The following is a 15,893-nucleotide window of genomic DNA, read 5'->3' as shown; positions in this document are numbered from 1 at the left end:
GGCCGCACCCGGGGCGGGTGCGGCCCGTACGGGAGGCGGGGGTCAGTGGAAGAAGTGGCGGGTGCCCGTGAAGTACATGGTCACGCCCGCCTTCTCCGCGGCCTCGACGACCTGCTCGTCGCGGACCGAACCGCCCGGCTGGGCCACGGCCTTGACGCCGGCGGCCGTCAGGATCTCCAGCCCGTCCGGGAAGGGGAAGAAGGCGTCTGAGGCGGCGTAGGAGCCCTTCGCGCGCTCCTCGCCGGCCCGCTCGACGGCGAGCTTCGCGGAGTCGACGCGATTGACCTGGCCCATGCCGACGCCGACCGAGGCGCCGTCCTTGGCGAGCAGGATGGCGTTGGACTTGACGGCCCGGCTCGCCTTCCACGCGAAGGACAGTTCCTCCAGCTCGTCCGCGCTGAGGGCCTCGCCGGCCGCCAGGGTCCAGTTGGCCGGGTCGTCGCCGTCGGCCTGGAGCCGGTCGGTGACCTGGAGCAGGGCGCCGCCGTCGATCGGCTTGACCTCGACGGGCGCGGTCGGGGCGTCGGGGCAGCGCAGGACGCGGATGTTCTTCTTGCGGGCGAGGACCTCGACGGCGCCGTCCTCGTACGACGGGGCGACGATGACCTCGGTGAAGATCTCGGCGACCTGCTCGGCCAGCTCGACGGTCACCGGGCGGTTGACGGCGATGACGCCGCCGTAGGCGGAGAGCGGGTCGCAGGCGTGGGCCTTGCGGTGCGCCTCGGCGATGTCGTCGGCGATCGCGATGCCGCACGGGTTGGCGTGCTTGATGATCGCGACGCACGGCTCGGCGTGGTCGTAGGCGGCGCGGCGGGCGGCGTCGGTGTCCGTGAAGTTGTTGTAGGACATCTCCTTGCCGTGCAGCTGCTCGGCCTCGGCGAGGCCGCCCTCGCCCGAGGTGTAGAGCGCGGCGGGCTGGTGCGGGTTCTCGCCGTAGCGCAGGACGTTCTTGCGCGCGTAGGTCGCACCGGTGAAGTCCGGGAAGCCGGAGTCGTCGGCGGCGGCGTAGCCGTCGGCGAACCAGGAGGCGACGGCCACGTCGTACGCGGCGGTGTGCTGGAAGGCCTCGGCGGCGAGCCGCTTGCGGGCGGTCAGGTCGAAACCGCCCGCCTTGACCGCCGCGAGGACGTCGGCGTAACGCTCGGGGCTCGTCACGACGGCCACGGACGGGTGATTCTTGGCGGCGGCGCGGACCATCGAGGGGCCGCCGATGTCGATCTGCTCCACGCACTCGTCGTCGGACGCGCCGGAGGCGACGGTCGCCTTGAAGGGGTAGAGGTTGACGACCACGAGGTCGAACGGCTCCACGCCGAGCTCGGCGAGCTGCTCGCGGTGGGCGTCCAGACGCAGGTCGGCGAGGATGCCGGCGTGCACCCGGGGGTGGAGCGTCTTCACACGGCCGTCGAGGCACTCGGGGAAGCCGGTGAGCTCCTCGACCTTGGTGACCGGGACTCCGGCGGCGGCGATCTTTCCGGCGGTGGAGCCGGTGGAGACCAGCTCGACGCCCGCCTCGTGCAGACCGCGGGCGAGGTCTTCGAGCCCCGTCTTGTCGTAGACACTGACCAGGGCGCGGCGGATGGGCTTATTCACCGACATGACCGAGATGAACCTTTCGTCCCTCAATGCGATAGCCGTCGCGGGCGAGCCGCCCTACGGCCTCGACGAGCAGCGAGCGCTCGACGTCCTTGATGCGTTCATGGAGGGCGGCTTCGCCCTCCGCGGTGTCCTCTTCGGTCACCTCGACCACGCCCTGCGCGATGATCGGGCCGGTGTCGACGCCGTCGTCGACGAAGTGGACGGTGCACCCGGTGACCTTCACGCCGTGCGCGAGCGCGTCGCGCACCCCGTGGGCACCGGGAAAGCTGGGCAGCAGGGCGGGGTGGGTGTTGACGATGCGGCCGCCGAACCCGGCGAGGAACGCCTTGCCCACGATCTTCATGAACCCGGCGGAGACGACGAGGTCCGGGCGGTGCTCCGCCACGGCGGCGGTCAGCGCGGCGTCCCACTCCTCCCGGCTCGCGTACTCGCCGAGCTTGCACACGAAGGTGGGGATCCCGGCCCGCTCGGCCCGCTCGGCGCCCAGGGTGCCGTAGCGGTCCGCGCCCACCGCGACGATCCGGGCACCGTAGCCCTGCGGATCGTCACCGATGGCGTCGATCAGGGCCTGGAGGTTCGTTCCCGAACCGGAGACGAGGACGACCAGACGGGCCGGGGCGGCGGAGGGGGGCGGGGAGGCCACGACGGGGCCCTTTCTCGCGGGTCAGGCAGATGCGGTGTACCGGGATGTGCACGCGGCCGCGTTTGTATGGTCGTACGAAAGAATCTCGCCCCTTGATACGGGGAACTCTACGAACGGGCCGACCGTCAGCAACGATACCGGCACACCCGACGGCCCCCACGGGACGGGGGCGTGACCGGGAGGTAGCGTCAGGGGACAGGGAACCGTCCTCCGGGCGGACATGACGAGATGGGGAAGACGTTCACCACATGCCGGACCGCCTCCGCACCGCCCATGGCCACCCGCTGCCCGAGCGGGCATCCACGCTGATGCGGGAACGCCAGTCCTCTCCGCAGGACCCGTCGACGCCGTCGGGTCCCTCTTCGGCATCGGGCTCCTCGTCTTCGGGCACCGGCTCCGGGTCCGCCCCGGCGCCCTCGGACGACAATCCGTTCGCGGCTCCGCCCGAGGGCCGCCCCGACCAGCCGTGGCAGCCGCGCCACCCCTCCCACGGAGGGGAGGACGGGAACGACCGCGACGGCACGGGCTCCTCGGACGACCGCCCGGCCTGGGGCAGTCAGTGGAGCGACCGGCAGCCGGGCCGGCAGGACGGCGGCTTCGGCAGCCGCTCCGGCGGCCCCGGCGGGCCCCGCGGACAGGGCGGCCCCGAGGGCAACCCCGGCGGGCTGCGCTGGGACCCGACCGACCCGGCCCAGCGGCGCGCCCGCTACGCGGTGCTGGGCGGCATGTGGGCGTTCTTCTTCGCCCTCTTCGACTTCCCCGAGATCGCCCTGCTGCTCGGCGCGCTCGCCGCGTACTGGGCGATCAGCGCCCTGCGCACCGGGCCGCGCAAGGCCCCGCCGTCCGGGGCCGTGACCACGGGTACGCCCGACGGCGGCCCGGACCGGGCGACCGTCCCCGCACAGCCGGACGCGGCACAGGCCGCCCCGTCCAACGGCGGCCGTCAGCTGACCACGGCGGCCGTCAGCGGTCTGGTGACCGCCCTGCTGGCGCTGTCGATCGTCGCCACGACCTACACGGTCCAGCTGGTCTATCGCGACTACTACACCTGCGTGAACGACGCGCTCACGAAGACCGGCGCGCTGGCGTGCAACGAGAAGCTGCCCGACCCGCTGGAGCCGTTCTTCGGTGTGAAGGAGTAGCTGCCCCCGGACGTCCTCTCGTCCCGGCGCCTCCTCCGGACGTCCCGGCGCCTTCTCCCGGCGTCACGGTGCGTCCCCCCGGCCGGATTCCCGGTGCTCCTGAGCATCCGGGATCCGGCCGTTCGCCGCTCCGGTGCCTTCACCGCCGAGGTCGCTCCCGCCGTGTCGGCCGCCGGGCGCGCCGGGCTGCTCCGTCCCGGCCTCGCCCGTCCCGCTGCCGCCCGTCCCGCTCCCGGACCCGTCCGTGTCCGGGAGGCCGCTGTCGACGGCCCTCTTCGGGGCCGCCAGGAGCGGGTCCGGCTCCACAGCGGGAGGCGGGCCCTGGGGGGCGGCGTCCCGTGGGACCGCGGCCCGGTCGGCCGGTGGCACGGTCTTCTCGGCCGGGAAGTCCGCCATCAGGCCGCCCGACCCCTTCCTGAGCGACGCCCAGCGGGCCTTCCGCGCCCGCTCTCCGTGCCAGGAGTCCGCCGACAGGAACTCGTACTCCTCCGCGAGGGGGTCCACCGCTTCCGGCTTCGCCGCCGTGCCGGGCTCCGGCTGCCTCCCGGGGGTGCCTGCGGCGACCTCTCGCCGCCATCCCCAGCCGTTCTCCCGCAGCCGCCAGGCCCGCATGAGCAGCGCCGCCGGTACACCGAGCACCGCCGTCCAGACCAGCGCCGCCGGACCCACCAGCCACCAGACGGGGCCGAACTCCGCCAGCGCCCCGGTCCCCAGCGGACCGCCCGACGCGGCGGCCAGCAGTGCCGCCCCGGCCCCGCACCCTACGGCCGCCAGCCCCGCCGCCGCCGCCGTACCGCCGGGGCCCCACGCCTGACCCCGTACACCGGCTTGGGGGACGGCGGCCCGGGCGGTGAACCGGGCCAGGACCAGACCGGCGGCGAGCGGCACCGCGACGGCCGCCCAGTTCGCCACCGTCCCGGGGCCCTGGTCGGGCACGGCGGCCAGCAGCGGGAAGTCGGGCAGCGCGGGGCGGCCGCCGAAGGTGAGCGGGGTGGCCGTGGACGCCGTACCGAGGGCGAAGCCCGGCCCCAGACCGTAGGAGGCGCCCCACATCGCGGCGTTCGGCACAAGGGTCACGGCCAGCAGCAGGACGCAGATCCGGCCCGCCCAGGTGTCCGCCAGCGTCAGGAACGACCGCTCGGCCTCCCCCACGTGCCACACCAGGGCCACGGCCACCAGCAGGGCCCCACCGCCGAGCAGCACCGCCACACCGGCCGCCGCCGACCGCGCCGCCGCCTTCGCCCCGGCCCGGAACCGCGCGCGGGCCGCGGCCTCCTGGAGCCTCAGCGGCGCCCAGGCCAGCACCGGTCCCCACGGCCGTCCGCGCGCCACCCAGACCCCCGCCCCGGCCGCGCCCACCACGACGACGGCGAGCGGGAAGCCGAGCGAGGCACGCTCCGCGGGCATCCCGCCGTCCTGTGCGTACGCGGCGGCCCCCAGCGCCACCAGCAGGTAGCCGGCGGCCACCGCGCAGCAGACACCCACCGCCGAATGCGAGGCGGTCTCCTCGCCGCCACCGGACTCCGTGGAGTCGCGGCCCGCCCGGTACGCCAGCCACACCGGCCCCACGGTGAGCAGCAGGGGGACGGTCGCCACGGGGGCCGGGTGGCCGCTCGGGGTGCCGGTCCTGACCAGCTCCGCTCCGTGCGCCAGCAGCCACAGACCGGTCGCGACGTGCAGGGCCCCGTTCGGGCCGCTGTCGGGGGAGGAGGAGCTGATCCACAGCACCATGACGAGGACCGTGATCGCGGCCAGCCCCAGCCCCGCGGCGAACGTGCCGCGTACGAAGGCGGAGGCCAGCACGGCGGACCTGCTCCGCTCGGCCGACAACATCGGGCTGCGCTCGGTCACTTGGGTCACCCGGGCCATGCTGCCAACGACACGCGCTTATTTCGTGTAACGGGCGAAAGGCCGCTGTGTCGCCCAATATATGTTTATGTACTTTTTCACCCATTGCAGTGTTGGTGGAGGACGGACATGACGCGCAAGACCACCGGTCCCGCCGCCGCGCCCCCGTTGCCCTCGCCCAAGGAGCGCCGCAGGCTGCGCGAGGCAAGGGAACTGAGTGAGGAACAGGTCGCGACGGCCGTGGGGGTCACCCCGGCCACCGTCCGCGCCTGGGAGTCGGGACGGACCGAACCCCGGGGCCGCCGACGGGTGGCGTACGCCAGGATCATCAGCTCCGAGGACCCGCGTGCGTCGGCGGGCAGGGTGGCGGCCAAGGGCCCGGTCACCGGGCCGAAGGCCGCGGACGCGCCGGAGACCACGAGCACGCCCAAGGTCGCGGACACGCCGGAAACGGCGGACGTGCCGGAGGCCACGAGCACGCCGGAGGCCGATGACGCGTGGGAGTCTCCGGGAGCCCCTGATCCTCTGGATCCCCCGGGACCCGAGGCGGACCCGGGAGGGCTGACGCCGCCTCAGCCCCCGGCCGGTCCCCCGGGCCCCGAGCTCCGCAAGGCGCCCGTCGCGTCACCGCCCGCCGCGCCCGCGAAGGTCCCCGCACCGGCACGGGACGCGGCACCCGACGACCGCACCGCCTCTGCGGCCGGCCTCACCGCCGCGGAGGCGTTCGACGCCCTCTACACCCACACCGCGCCCGGACTCGTCCGCCAGGCTTACGTGCTGACCGGGCGCCGGCAGCTCTCCAGGGAGGCCGTCGAGCGCGCCTTCCACCTCGCCTGGCACCGCTGGCCCGAGGTCGCCAGGGACCGCGACCCGGCCGGGTGGGTGCGGGCCGCGGTGTACGAGTACGCCATGTCGCCGTGGAACCGGGTGCGGCGGGCCCATCGCCGTCCCGACGCGCTGCCCGAGGACCCGGCACGCCGGGCCCTGCTCCGCGCCCTGCTGGACATGCCGGCCTCCTACCGGCGCACCCTGCTCCTCCACGACGGTGTGGGACTGGGCCTCGCCGAGACGGCGGCCGAGACCGAGGCCAGCACGCCCGCCACGGCGGGCCGGCTGGTGAACGCACGGGCCGCCGTCGCCGAACGGCTGCCGGAACTGGCCCGGCAGCCGTCCCCCGGTGGACAGTCGGCGCTGCTCCGCGAACGGCTGGGGGCCCTCGCCCTCGCCGAGCGGGTGCCCTCGCCGCCCCCCGCCCAGGCGGTACGCACGGGAGGTGAACGCCGGGCGCGGCAGTGGACGCGGGCGGCGGTGTGCTTCGGTGTGCTACTCGCCGGCACCACCAGCTTCACGCTCGGCACGGCCCCCACGCGGTACGAGCAGCCGATCGCACCGGCCGCCCGGGTGGAGGGGGTGCCTCCGCTGGGCGGGCCGGAGAAGCTGACACCGCAGGACCTGAGGCTCCAGAAGGCACTGCGCGACGAACTCGCGCACGGCCCGGAACGCCTGGTGCCGCAGATCCCCTGACGAGCCGTCCGGTACCGCCCGGGACAGGTCCGTACGGGTACGGAAACGGCGTGGGCCCGCGCCCCTGCGAGAGGGGTGCGGGCCCACGCCGTTTCCGCGCGATGCGGGTGACGCGGTGCCGCGGCGGACGGGCCGCCACGGCGCGCGATCAGCCGGCGAGGATCTCGCGCGCCAGCTTGGCGGTCTCGGTCGGCGTCTTGCCGACCTTCACGCCGGCGGCCTCGAGGGCCTCCTTCTTGGCGGCGGCGGTGCCGGAGGAGCCGGAGACGATGGCGCCGGCGTGGCCCATGGTCTTGCCCTCGGGGGCGGTGAAGCCCGCGACGTAACCGACGACCGGCTTGGTGACGTTCTTCGCGATGTAGTCGGCGGCACGCTCCTCGGCGTCGCCGCCGATCTCGCCGATCATCACGATGAGGTCGGTCTCGGGGTCGGCCTCGAACGCCGCGAGGGCGTCGATGTGCGTCGTACCGATGACCGGGTCGCCACCGATGCCGACGGCCGAGGAGAAGCCGATGTCACGGAGCTCGTACATCATCTGGTAGGTCAGCGTGCCCGACTTGGACACGAGACCGATGCGGCCGGGCTTGGTGATGTCGCCCGGGATGATGCCGGCGTTGGACTGGCCGGGGGTGATGAGACCCGGGCAGTTCGGGCCGATGATCCGGGTCTTGTTGCCCTTCGCACCGGCGTACGCCCAGAAGGCGGCCGAGTCGTGGACCGCGATGCCCTCGGTGATCACGACGGCCAGCGGGATCTCGGCGTCGATCGCCTCGACGACGGCGGCCTTCGCGAACGCCGGCGGCACGAAGAGGACGGACACGTCGGCGCCCGTCTTCTCCATCGCTTCCTTGACGGACCCGAAGACGGGTACCTCGGTGCCGTCGAAGTCGACGGACGTACCGGCCTTGCGCGGGTTCACGCCACCGACGATGTTGGTGCCGTCGGCCAGCATGAGCTTGGTGTGCTTCATGCCCGTGGCGCCGGTCATCCCCTGGACGATGACCTTGCTGTCCTTGGTGAGGAAGATAGCCATGGTGTTGGAGTCCCTCGTCCCTTACTTCGCAGCCGCGGCGAGCTCGGCGGCCTTGTCGGCCGCGCCGTCCATGGTGTCCACGCGCTGCACGAGCGGGTGGTTGGCGTCGGAGAGGATCTTGCGACCCAGTTCCGCGTTGTTGCCGTCGAGGCGCACGACCAGCGGCTTGGTGACGTCCTCGCCCTTGGTCTTGAGCAGCTCCAGAGCCTGGACGATGCCGTTGGCGACCTCGTCGCAGGCGGTGATGCCACCGAAGACGTTGACGAAGACGGACCGGACGTCCGGGTCCCCGAGAATGATCTCCAGGCCGTTCGCCATGACCTCGGCGGAGGCGCCGCCACCGATGTCGAGGAAGTTGGCGGGCTTCACGTCGCCGTGCTTCTCACCGGCGTACGCGACGACGTCCAGGGTCGACATGACCAGACCGGCACCGTTACCGATGATGCCGACCTCGCCGTCGAGCTTGACGTAGTTGAGGTTCTTGGCCTTGGCAGCGGCCTCGAGCGGGTTGGCCGCGGCCTTGTCCTCGAGGGCCTCGTGGCCGGGCTGGCGGAAGTCGGCGTTCTCGTCGAGAGACACCTTGCCGTCCAGCGCCAGGATGCGGCCGTCCTTGGTCTTCACCAGCGGGTTGACCTCGACGAGGAGGGCGTCCTCGGCGACGAAGGTGTCCCACAGGGTCACCAGGGCCTCGGCGACACCCTCGGCCACGTCGGCCGGGAACTTCGCCTGGGCCACGATCTCGCGGGCCTTGGCGATGTCGACCCCGTCCACGGCGTTGACCGGGACCTTCGCGAGGGCCTCGGGGGTCTTCTCCGCGACCTCCTCGATGTCCATGCCGCCCTGCACCGAGGCCATGGCCAGGAAGGTGCGGTTGGTGCGGTCGAGGAGGTACGAGACGTAGTACTCCGCCTCGATCTCCGGGGACAGCTCGGCGATCATCACCTTGTGGACCGTGTGGCCCTTGATGTCCATGCCGAGGATGTCGGTCGCCCGGGCGACCGCCTCGTCGGGGTCGGCGGCCAGCTTGACGCCGCCGGCCTTGCCTCGGCCGCCGACCTTCACCTGCGCCTTGACGACGGACTTGCCGCCCAGCCGCTCGGTCGCCTCGCGGGCTGCCTCAGGCGTGTCGATGACTTCACCGGCCAGCACCGGTACACCGTGCTTGGCGAAGAGGTCCCTCGCCTGGTACTCGAACAGGTCCACGCGCGTCCGTCCCTTTTAGTGGTCTCGCGGTTCGTTTTCTGCGTGGGCGTGCCGCGAGGGCAACGTGACTGCGCGGTCACAGGGGAGGCGCACTCGGTGTTCCGGTACGCGGCATGTCCATCCGGCAGGTTATCCCCGCGCCCGGCAGGACCCTAAATTGCGGATCACACCTGAGCGGTGATAACGGTCACAGATCGCCCTGGTGACCGGGGTGCCGGGGACAAAACGGCACGTCGGCCGGGCCGCTCCGCAGTCCGCGCACCCCTCGCCGCGGGTCCCGTCGGCCGCGGCCGACGGGTGCTCCGAGCGGGCCTCGGCGGTGTCTCTCCGTGTCCGCCCGGACCTGCCGGCCGGTCAGGCGGTGTCCGGTACGGGCAGCGGCCGCCTCTCCAGGGCGGCCGCCATGACCTCCGGGAAGAGGTCGGGCGTACAGGCGAAGGCGGGGGTGCCGAGCGCGCCCAGCGCCGCCGCGTGCTCCCTGTCATAGGCCGGCGCCCCCTCGTCCGAGAGGGCCAGCAACGTCACGAACCGCACCCCGGAGGCCGTCATCGCCGCTGCTCGCCCGAGCATCTCGTCGCGGATGCCGCCTTCGTAGAGGTCGCTGATGAGCACGACGACGGTGTCGGCCGGACGGGTGATTCTCGACTGGCAGTAGGCGAGCGCGCGATTGATGTCCGTGCCCCCGCCGAGCCGCGTACCGAACAGCACGTCGACCGGGTCGTCCAGCTGGTCCGTGAGATCGGCCACGGCGGTGTCGAACACGACGAGCCGGGTCGTCAGGGTGCGCATGGAGGCGAGCACCGCTCCGAAGACCGCGGCGTGGACCAGGGAGGCGGCCATCGAGCCGGACTGGTCGATGCAGAGGATGACGTCCTTCTTCACGGACCGCGCGGAGCGGCCGTATCCGATGAGCCGCTCGGGAACGACCGTGCGGTGCTCGGGCAGGTAGTGCTTGAGGTTGGCCCGGACGGTGCGGCCCCAGTCGATGTCCTGGGGGCGCGGCCTGCCCGTCGCGGCCGAGCGGTCCAGTGCGCCGGTGAGCGTGGCCCTGGTGCGGGTGGCCAGCCGTCTCTCCAGGTCCTCGACGACCTTGCGGACGACGGCGCGTGCCGTCTCCCGGGTGGTCTCGGGCATCGCCTTGTGCAGGGAGAGCAGCGTGCCGACCAGGTGCACGTCCGGCTCGACGGCCTCCAGCATCTCCGGCTCCAGCAGCAGTCCGGAAAGCCCCAGGCGGTCGATCGCGTCGCGCTGCATGACCTGGACGACGGAGGCGGGGAAGTACGTGCGGATGTCGCCGAGCCATCGGGCGACGGCCGGTGCGGAGGCCCCGAGCCCGCCGGAACGCCCGGCCCCGGTCCGTCCGCCGGGCTTCTTCCCGCCGCCGTAGAGCGCGGTCAGCGCGCCGTCCATCGCCGTGTCCCGGCCGGTGAGCGGGCGTCCGGTGCTCTCGGCACCGTCCGGCCCGAGCACCATGCGCCAGCGCCGCAGCCGCTCGTCGTCCACCCCGCCGGCTGCTGTCTCCCCGGCTGCCGTCTCTCCGGCGGCCGTCTCTCCGGCGACTGTCTCTCCGGCGGCCGTCGGTGCCTCGTGCGGGGCCTTCTGCGGTACCTCCTGCGTGCCGCTGGTGTTCCGGGGCGGGGTCATCGGCTCGCCGTCCTCTCCTTTTCGGGCGTGCTGCCCGTGGTGGTGGTCCGTTCCTCGGTGCCGAGCCCGAGCAGCAGCCGCAGCACCGGGACGACCGCGTCGGCCCGTCGCTCGTCGAGTCCCGGGCCGAATCCGGCGGTCAGGGCGTCGGCCGTGCGGTGGGCGCCGCCGGGCTGCGGGCCGCAGCGGACCAGCTCACCCAGGGTGCGGCGCACCCCCGGGTCGTACGTCGAGAAGGTGCGCCGGAGCAGCGGCAGCACCGCGGTGAACGACGCGGGGGGTATGCCGGTCAGCCAGTCGTCGACGAGGCGCAGGAGGCGCTCGTCGTGGACGAGGAGCATGCCGCCGCCCGCCGCCCCGCCGACGAACCCCTCGATCCAGGCTGCGGCGTCGGCGGGTGGCGCGCCGGGCGAAAGGGCCAGGCCCATCAGCCGGGCGGCCTCTTCCTCGGGGAGGTGCCCGTCGTCGAGGAGCAGCCGGGTGGCTCGGCCACGGACGACTCCCGCGACCGTGTCCCGGGACGCCAGCTTGCGCAGGACACCGGCCCAGCGGCCCCGCAGTCCGTCTGTCGGTGCGTCGGCCGGTGCGTCTGTCGCCCCGTCGGCCGGTGCGGGCGCGTCTCTGTCCGTCGGATCGGCTTCTCCTCCGGCTCTGGCTCCGGCCAGCAGGGCTATGGCGCTGTGCACCCCGTCCACCCGGCGACGCTGTTCCTGGGCGCCGTCCGGGTCGAGGCCGGTGCAGGCGGGTGGCAGGCCGACGCAGACGCGTTCGGCGAGACCCACGGCGACCGCCGCCAGCGCGGCCGTGTCCGTGCCGCGTACGTCGCCGTAGCGCAGCGAACGGGCCAGCGCCGGCAGCGCGTCCGCGAGGTGGCCGACGTCCGCGTCGAGGGCGGCGCGGTCCGCGAGGGCGCTCATGACGACGGACAGCGCGTCGGCGGGCAGCCCGGCCGGCAGGCAACGCTCGGCGAGCGCGGTCACCCCGGCGAGCGTCGTCGCCGCCACGGCCTCGGACTCGGCGCGTGCGCTCGCGGCGGTCAGCACCGTGGTGCCCCACACGCCGGCCTCCGCGACCCGGACGAACAGCTCGGGCCGCCAGTGCAGCCGCCAGCTCTCCCGGAACGTACCCGTGCTGCCCCGGCCCTCCACGGGCTCGCCCCAGCCGACGCCGAGGAGCCGCAGCCGGTGCAGGAGTCTGCTGCGGGCCGCGTCGGTCTCCTTGCGCAGGTCGAGCTCCAGGTCCCGCCGCTCCGCCACCGGTCGCAGCCGGAGCGTGCGCTGCTGCCGGGTGAGGTCCCGCTGCAACGGCACGGCGGGCGCGCTGTCCGGCACCTCTCCGAGGGTCTCGCCGACGACCAGCCGGTCCTGGACGAGGGCGAGCGGGACGTCGGACCCCTCGCACATGACGGCGCGGACCGCGTCGGTGGCCTCGGCGAGCCCGGCGACCGGGCGGCCCCTCATCGCTGCCAGGGTTCCGGCGAGGCGCACCGCCTCGATGACGTCGGCGGAGGACACGAAGTGGTCCTCCTCGCGGAGCAGCCCGGCGGCTTTCGTCATCCAGCGTTCGAGAGGTCTGTCCCGGGCGTCGAAAAGGTGTCCGTACCAGCCGGGGGACTCGATCCCCGCGCCGTATCCGCTGTGCCGGGCGAGCCTTCGGTGGGTCCAGGGGACCCAGGTGGTCTCCGTCCTGACCTTGGGGATCCCCTTCAGGAGTGCCTTGTCCGCGGCGATGGTCGTGCGCGCGGCGAGCGCGGGGACGTGCCAGGCACCGCAGACGACGGCGACGCCGTCCCCGAACTCCTTGCGGGCGGCGCGCAGCCGGAGCCGCATGGCGGCCTCCCGGACGGCGTCCCGGGGCCGCCCACCGTCGCCGTGGACCTCACGCAGCGCCCCCATCGCCTCGGCGAGGGCGGCGAACGGTGCCCGGGGGTCGGCCGGTGCCCCGTCCGCCGTGCGGTGCTCGACCACGTCCTCCCACCAGCGCTCCGCGTCGTCGTACCCCGCGGCCGCGGCCAGCACGCCGATCGGGTCGACCGCCGGGGCGTCGTCCGGGCGGGCCTCCGGCTGCTCAGGCACAGCCAGGCCGTGCGCGGCGGGGAGGTCCATGAACCGCACCGGGACCCGGTGCTCAAGCGCCCAGCGGATCGCCACCCACTCCGGCGAGAACGCCGCCATCGGCCAGAACGCGGCACGCCCCGGGTCGTCCACCGCGTGGACGAGCAGGGCGACGGGCGGCCGCATCCGCTCGTCGGCGGCGAGCGGCAGCAGGGTGTCGGCCTCCGGCGGACCCTCGACGAGCACGGCGCTCGGCCGCGCGTGGTCCAGGGCGGCGAGCACCGCGCGGGCGGAGCCCGGGCCGTGGTGGCGCACCCCGAGCAGGAGCGGGTCCCCGGACGCAGCGGGCCGGTCCGTGCCCGCACCGACGCGCCGCGCACGCGCGGTCGTCTCACGGGCCGTCATGCGGAGACCTCGCGGCAGGCGCGGTAGAAGTCCTTCCAGCCGTCGCGCTCACGGACCACGGCCTCCAGATACTCCTGCCACACCACCCGGTCCGCGGCCGGGTCCCGGACGACCGCGCCCAGGACGCCGGCCGCCACGTCTCCGGGCCGCAGGACGCCGTCGCCGAAGTGGGAGGCGAGGGCGAGCCCGCCGGTGACGACGGAGATCGCCTCGGCCGTGGACAGCGTCCCGGACGGTGACTTGAGCTTCGTGCGGCCGTCCGTGGTGACGCCCTCGCGCAGTTCCCGGAAGACCGTGACGACGCGTCGGATCTCCGCCATCCCGTCGGGCGTCGGGGGCAGGTCCAGCGAGCGGCCGATCTGCTCCACGCGCCGGGACACGATGTCGACCTCGGCCTCGGGTGTGGCGGGCAGCGGCAGCACCACCGTGTTGAAACGTCGGCGCAGCGCGCTGGAAAGCTCGTTGACCCCGCGGTCGCGGTCGTTGGCGGTGGCGATCAGGTTGAACCCGCGGACTGCTTGGACCTCCTGGCCGAGCTCCGGGACGGGCAGCGTCTTCTCCGACAGGATCGTGATGAGCGCGTCCTGCACATCGGCAGGTATGCGGGTGAGCTCCTCGACCCGGGCAGTCATGCCGTCGGCCATCGCCCGCATGACGGGGCTCGGCACCAGGGCGTCGCGGCTGGGCCCGTGGGCGAGCAGCCGCGCGTAGTCCCAGCCGTAGCGCACGGCTTCCTCGGGGGTGCCTGCCGTGCCCTGCACGAGCAGGGTGGAGTCCCCGCTGACCGCCGCCGCCAGGTGCTCGGACACCCAGGTCTTGGCGGTGCCCGGCACGCCGAGAAGCAGCAGCGCCCGGTCGGTGGCGAGGGTACTGACGGCGACTTCGACGAGGCGGCGGGGCCCCACGTACTTCGGGGTGATCACGGTGCCGTCCGGGAGCACGCCGCCGAGGAGATAGGTGGCGACGCCCCACGGCGAGAGCCGCCAACGGGCCGGCCGGGGACGGTCGTCCGCGGCGGCGAGGGCTGTGAGTTCGTCCGCGAAGGCGTGCTCGGCGTGCGGCCTCAGCGCGCTGCCCTCCGCGGGGTCCCCGGCCCCCGCGGAAATGGTCGAGGCGGTGGTGGTCGAGGCGGTGCGTACGGACTCGGACACGGTCATGGATCCCCCTCCAGATCGTTCGACCCGATGTGTCCACCACCGTGCACCATGGCACTGACAATCGGCGGCCGAGCAGCGAACGCGCAGGTCGGAGGGGCTTGTCAGTGGTGCGTCCTACCGTCGTCACCATGCTGCTATCTCACGGGGGAGAACCCGCGCGCGCCACCGGGCCGGTGGCGCGCAGGACGGTGGAGCAGGTCCTGGCACTTGCTCCTGACGAGGTGTCACGCTCGGCCGGGCGCGCGCTCGGTTCGGGGCGTCTGTGGGCGGACGCGGGGCGTTCGGAGCCGAATGCGCTGTGGGGGCTGTGCCCGGGCGGCGGCGACCGCGTGTACCGCACGGTGGTCGACACCGACGGACCCGCGTACGGGTGCGACTGCCCCGGCCGGAAGGGGCCGTGCGAGCACGCGCTGGGGCTACTGCTGATGTGTGCCTCCGACGATCCCGCGCTTCGGGCGGGCGGGGCCGCGCCGGAGTGGGCCCGGGCATGGCTGGAGGGCCGCCGCCCGCCCGGGGCCGGGGAGTCCGGTGGGACGGGCGACGCCGGGAGCCCGACGGTCGGCGCGGCCACCGGCGCGTCCGGCCCCGCCGACCGGGAGGCGGCCGCACGGCGTGCGGCCCGCCGGGCCGAGCGCATCACGGGAGGCGCCCAGGAGTTGGAGCAGCGCCTCACCGACCTGTTGCGGGGCGGGCTCGCCGAGGCCGACCGCCCGGACTACGGCCTGTGGGAGGAGACGGCAGCGCGCATGGTCGACGCGCAGGCGCCGGGCCTCGCCGCCCGGGTACGGGAGTTGGAGGCGGTCGCGGCGTCGGGGACGGGCTGGCCGGTGCGCCTGCTCGAAGCGTGCGCGCTGCTGCACCTGCTGGATTCGGCGTGGCTGCGGCGCGAGCGGTTGCCCGCCCCGTTGGCCGCGACCGTCCGGACGAGGGTCGGGCTCACGGTTCCCGCCGAGGGGCCGCCCGTCCGCGACCGGTGGCTGGTGCTCGCCCAGCAGGACGGACCGGACGGCACGTTGGTGACCCGCCGCGTCTGGCTGTACGGCCAGGAGTCCGGGCGTACGACGCTGCTCCTGTCCTTCGGCGCCGCCGGACGCGCCCCCGCCCTCTCCCTCACGGTGGGCACGACGATCGACGCGGAGATCACGCCCTTTCCAGGCGGCGGCCGACTTCGGGGCGACCTGGGCGAGCGGTTCGGGACGCCCACCGAGGAGGCCCTCCCCCCGTCGGGTGGCACGCCGGCCGACGCCACCGGTGCGTACGGGCGCGCCCTGCACGACGATCCCTGGCTGGACGCGTGGCCGGTGACCCTGCATGAGGTCATACCTGTGCCGTCGGAGGGCGGTTGGCAGCTGGTGGGGGCGTCGGACGGCTCGGCCCTGCCGCTCACGGCTACGGCGTTGTCCCGCGCCGGTCTGTGGAAGCTGGTCGCGTTCGCCGGGGGCCGCCCCGTCTCGGTGTTCGGCGAGTGCGGCCATCAGGGGTTCGACCCGCTGGCCGCCTGGAGCCCGCACGCGGCGGCCGAGGGCGACCGCCACACAAAGGCGTGGGACGCGGAGGCATGGCCCCCGGACACCGCCGGGATCGTCGCCCTCACCTGACGCGGCCTCACCCTGGCCGCGACCGCCCGACACCGGAGGACGAAAC

General features: G+C 74.1%; 11 protein-coding genes. 3 read left to right on the top strand and 8 right to left on the bottom strand.

Going from position 1 to position 15,893, the window contains the following annotated elements; genetic code table 11:
- Nucleotides 1–42: 42 nt before the first annotated feature.
- Both purH and purN read right to left on the bottom strand, forming a co-directional pair.
- Nucleotides 43–1,596 carry a bifunctional phosphoribosylaminoimidazolecarboxamide formyltransferase/IMP cyclohydrolase gene (gene purH / locus SACTE_RS20285; protein WP_014047877.1) on the bottom strand — a complete coding sequence of 518 codons (1,554 nt, stop codon included), beginning with the start codon at nt 1,594–1,596 and terminating at the stop codon, nt 43–45.
- On the bottom strand, nt 1,583–2,239 hold the full coding sequence (gene purN, locus SACTE_RS20280; RefSeq protein WP_014047876.1) for a phosphoribosylglycinamide formyltransferase: 657 nt from the start codon (nt 2,237–2,239) through the stop codon (nt 1,583–1,585). Before purN ends, purH begins: the two co-directional genes overlap by 14 nt.
- A gap of 248 nt (nt 2,240–2,487) precedes the next feature.
- On the opposite strand from purN, the gene SACTE_RS20275 reads away from it, so the two are divergent.
- A complete protein-coding gene (locus SACTE_RS20275; protein WP_014047875.1) occupies nt 2,488–3,381 on the top strand; it encodes a hypothetical protein in 894 nt (297 codons plus the stop codon).
- Between the two features lie 63 nt (nt 3,382–3,444).
- Here the strand turns inward: SACTE_RS20275 and SACTE_RS20270 are convergent, their stop codons facing one another.
- A complete protein-coding gene (locus SACTE_RS20270) occupies nt 3,445–5,250 on the bottom strand; it encodes a DUF6350 family protein (RefSeq protein WP_014047874.1) in 1,806 nt (601 codons plus the stop codon).
- 108 nt (nt 5,251–5,358) lie between these two features.
- Here SACTE_RS20270 and SACTE_RS20265 point away from each other — a divergent pair, with 108 nt between their 5' ends.
- Nucleotides 5,359–6,753 (top strand): helix-turn-helix domain-containing protein, encoded by a 1,395-nt coding sequence (locus tag SACTE_RS20265; protein ID WP_014047873.1) that lies wholly within the window; start codon nt 5,359–5,361, stop codon nt 6,751–6,753.
- Between the two features lie 148 nt (nt 6,754–6,901).
- Here SACTE_RS20265 and sucD read toward each other — a convergent pair whose 3' ends face one another.
- The 5 genes from sucD to SACTE_RS20240 form a co-directional block, all read right to left on the bottom strand.
- Nucleotides 6,902–7,786, bottom strand: coding sequence for a succinate--CoA ligase subunit alpha (gene sucD, locus SACTE_RS20260; RefSeq protein WP_014047872.1), 885 nt, complete (start codon nt 7,784–7,786; stop codon nt 6,902–6,904).
- Between the two features lie 21 nt (nt 7,787–7,807).
- Complete coding sequence (gene sucC / locus SACTE_RS20255) at nt 7,808–8,989, bottom strand: ADP-forming succinate--CoA ligase subunit beta (RefSeq protein ID WP_014047871.1); 1,182 nt, start codon at nt 8,987–8,989, stop codon at nt 7,808–7,810.
- A gap of 354 nt (nt 8,990–9,343) precedes the next feature.
- The gene (locus tag SACTE_RS20250) at nt 9,344–10,633 is read right to left on the bottom strand and encodes a VWA domain-containing protein (protein WP_014047870.1); all 1,290 of its coding nucleotides are present in this window, start codon (nt 10,631–10,633) and stop codon (nt 9,344–9,346) included.
- Nucleotides 10,630–13,092: a DUF5682 family protein gene (locus tag SACTE_RS20245; RefSeq protein ID WP_014047869.1), complete on the bottom strand. Its 2,463-nt coding sequence runs from the start codon at nt 13,090–13,092 to the stop codon at nt 10,630–10,632. The genes SACTE_RS20250 and SACTE_RS20245 overlap by 4 nt, the downstream gene beginning before the upstream one ends.
- Entirely contained in the window at nt 13,089–14,249 is a 1,161-nt protein-coding gene (locus SACTE_RS20240) for an AAA family ATPase (protein WP_014047868.1), read from the bottom strand. The genes SACTE_RS20245 and SACTE_RS20240 overlap by 4 nt, the downstream gene beginning before the upstream one ends.
- A gap of 128 nt (nt 14,250–14,377) precedes the next feature.
- Here SACTE_RS20240 and SACTE_RS20235 point away from each other — a divergent pair, with 128 nt between their 5' ends.
- Nucleotides 14,378–15,847: an SWIM zinc finger family protein gene (locus tag SACTE_RS20235; protein WP_078492699.1), complete on the top strand. Its 1,470-nt coding sequence runs from the start codon at nt 14,378–14,380 to the stop codon at nt 15,845–15,847.
- The last annotated feature ends 46 nt before the right edge of the window (nt 15,848–15,893 follow it).

Origin of the sequence: Streptomyces sp. SirexAA-E (assembly GCF_000177195.2) — a bacterium.
Lineage (GTDB): Bacteria > Actinomycetota > Actinomycetes > Streptomycetales > Streptomycetaceae > Streptomyces > Streptomyces flavovirens.
This window is presented reverse-complemented; position numbering and strand designations above follow the sequence as displayed.

Coding starts and splice junctions, on each gene's coding strand:
- SACTE_RS20250 (WP_014047870.1), bottom strand. CDS start 10,633: ATGACCCCGCCCCGGAACACCAGCGGCACGCAGGAGGTACCGCAGAAG.
- SACTE_RS20265 (WP_014047873.1), top strand. CDS start 5,359: ATGACGCGCAAGACCACCGGTCCCGCCGCCGCGCCCCCGTTGCCCTCG.
- SACTE_RS20245 (WP_014047869.1), bottom strand. CDS start 13,092: ATGACGGCCCGTGAGACGACCGCGCGTGCGCGGCGCGTCGGTGCGGGC.
- SACTE_RS20235 (WP_078492699.1), top strand. CDS start 14,378: ATGCTGCTATCTCACGGGGGAGAACCCGCGCGCGCCACCGGGCCGGTG.
- purH (WP_014047877.1), bottom strand. CDS start 1,596: ATGTCGGTGAATAAGCCCATCCGCCGCGCCCTGGTCAGTGTCTACGAC.
- sucD (WP_014047872.1), bottom strand. CDS start 7,786: ATGGCTATCTTCCTCACCAAGGACAGCAAGGTCATCGTCCAGGGGATG.
- SACTE_RS20270 (WP_014047874.1), bottom strand. CDS start 5,250: ATGGCCCGGGTGACCCAAGTGACCGAGCGCAGCCCGATGTTGTCGGCC.
- SACTE_RS20240 (WP_014047868.1), bottom strand. CDS start 14,249: ATGACCGTGTCCGAGTCCGTACGCACCGCCTCGACCACCACCGCCTCG.
- SACTE_RS20275 (WP_014047875.1), top strand. CDS start 2,488: ATGCCGGACCGCCTCCGCACCGCCCATGGCCACCCGCTGCCCGAGCGG.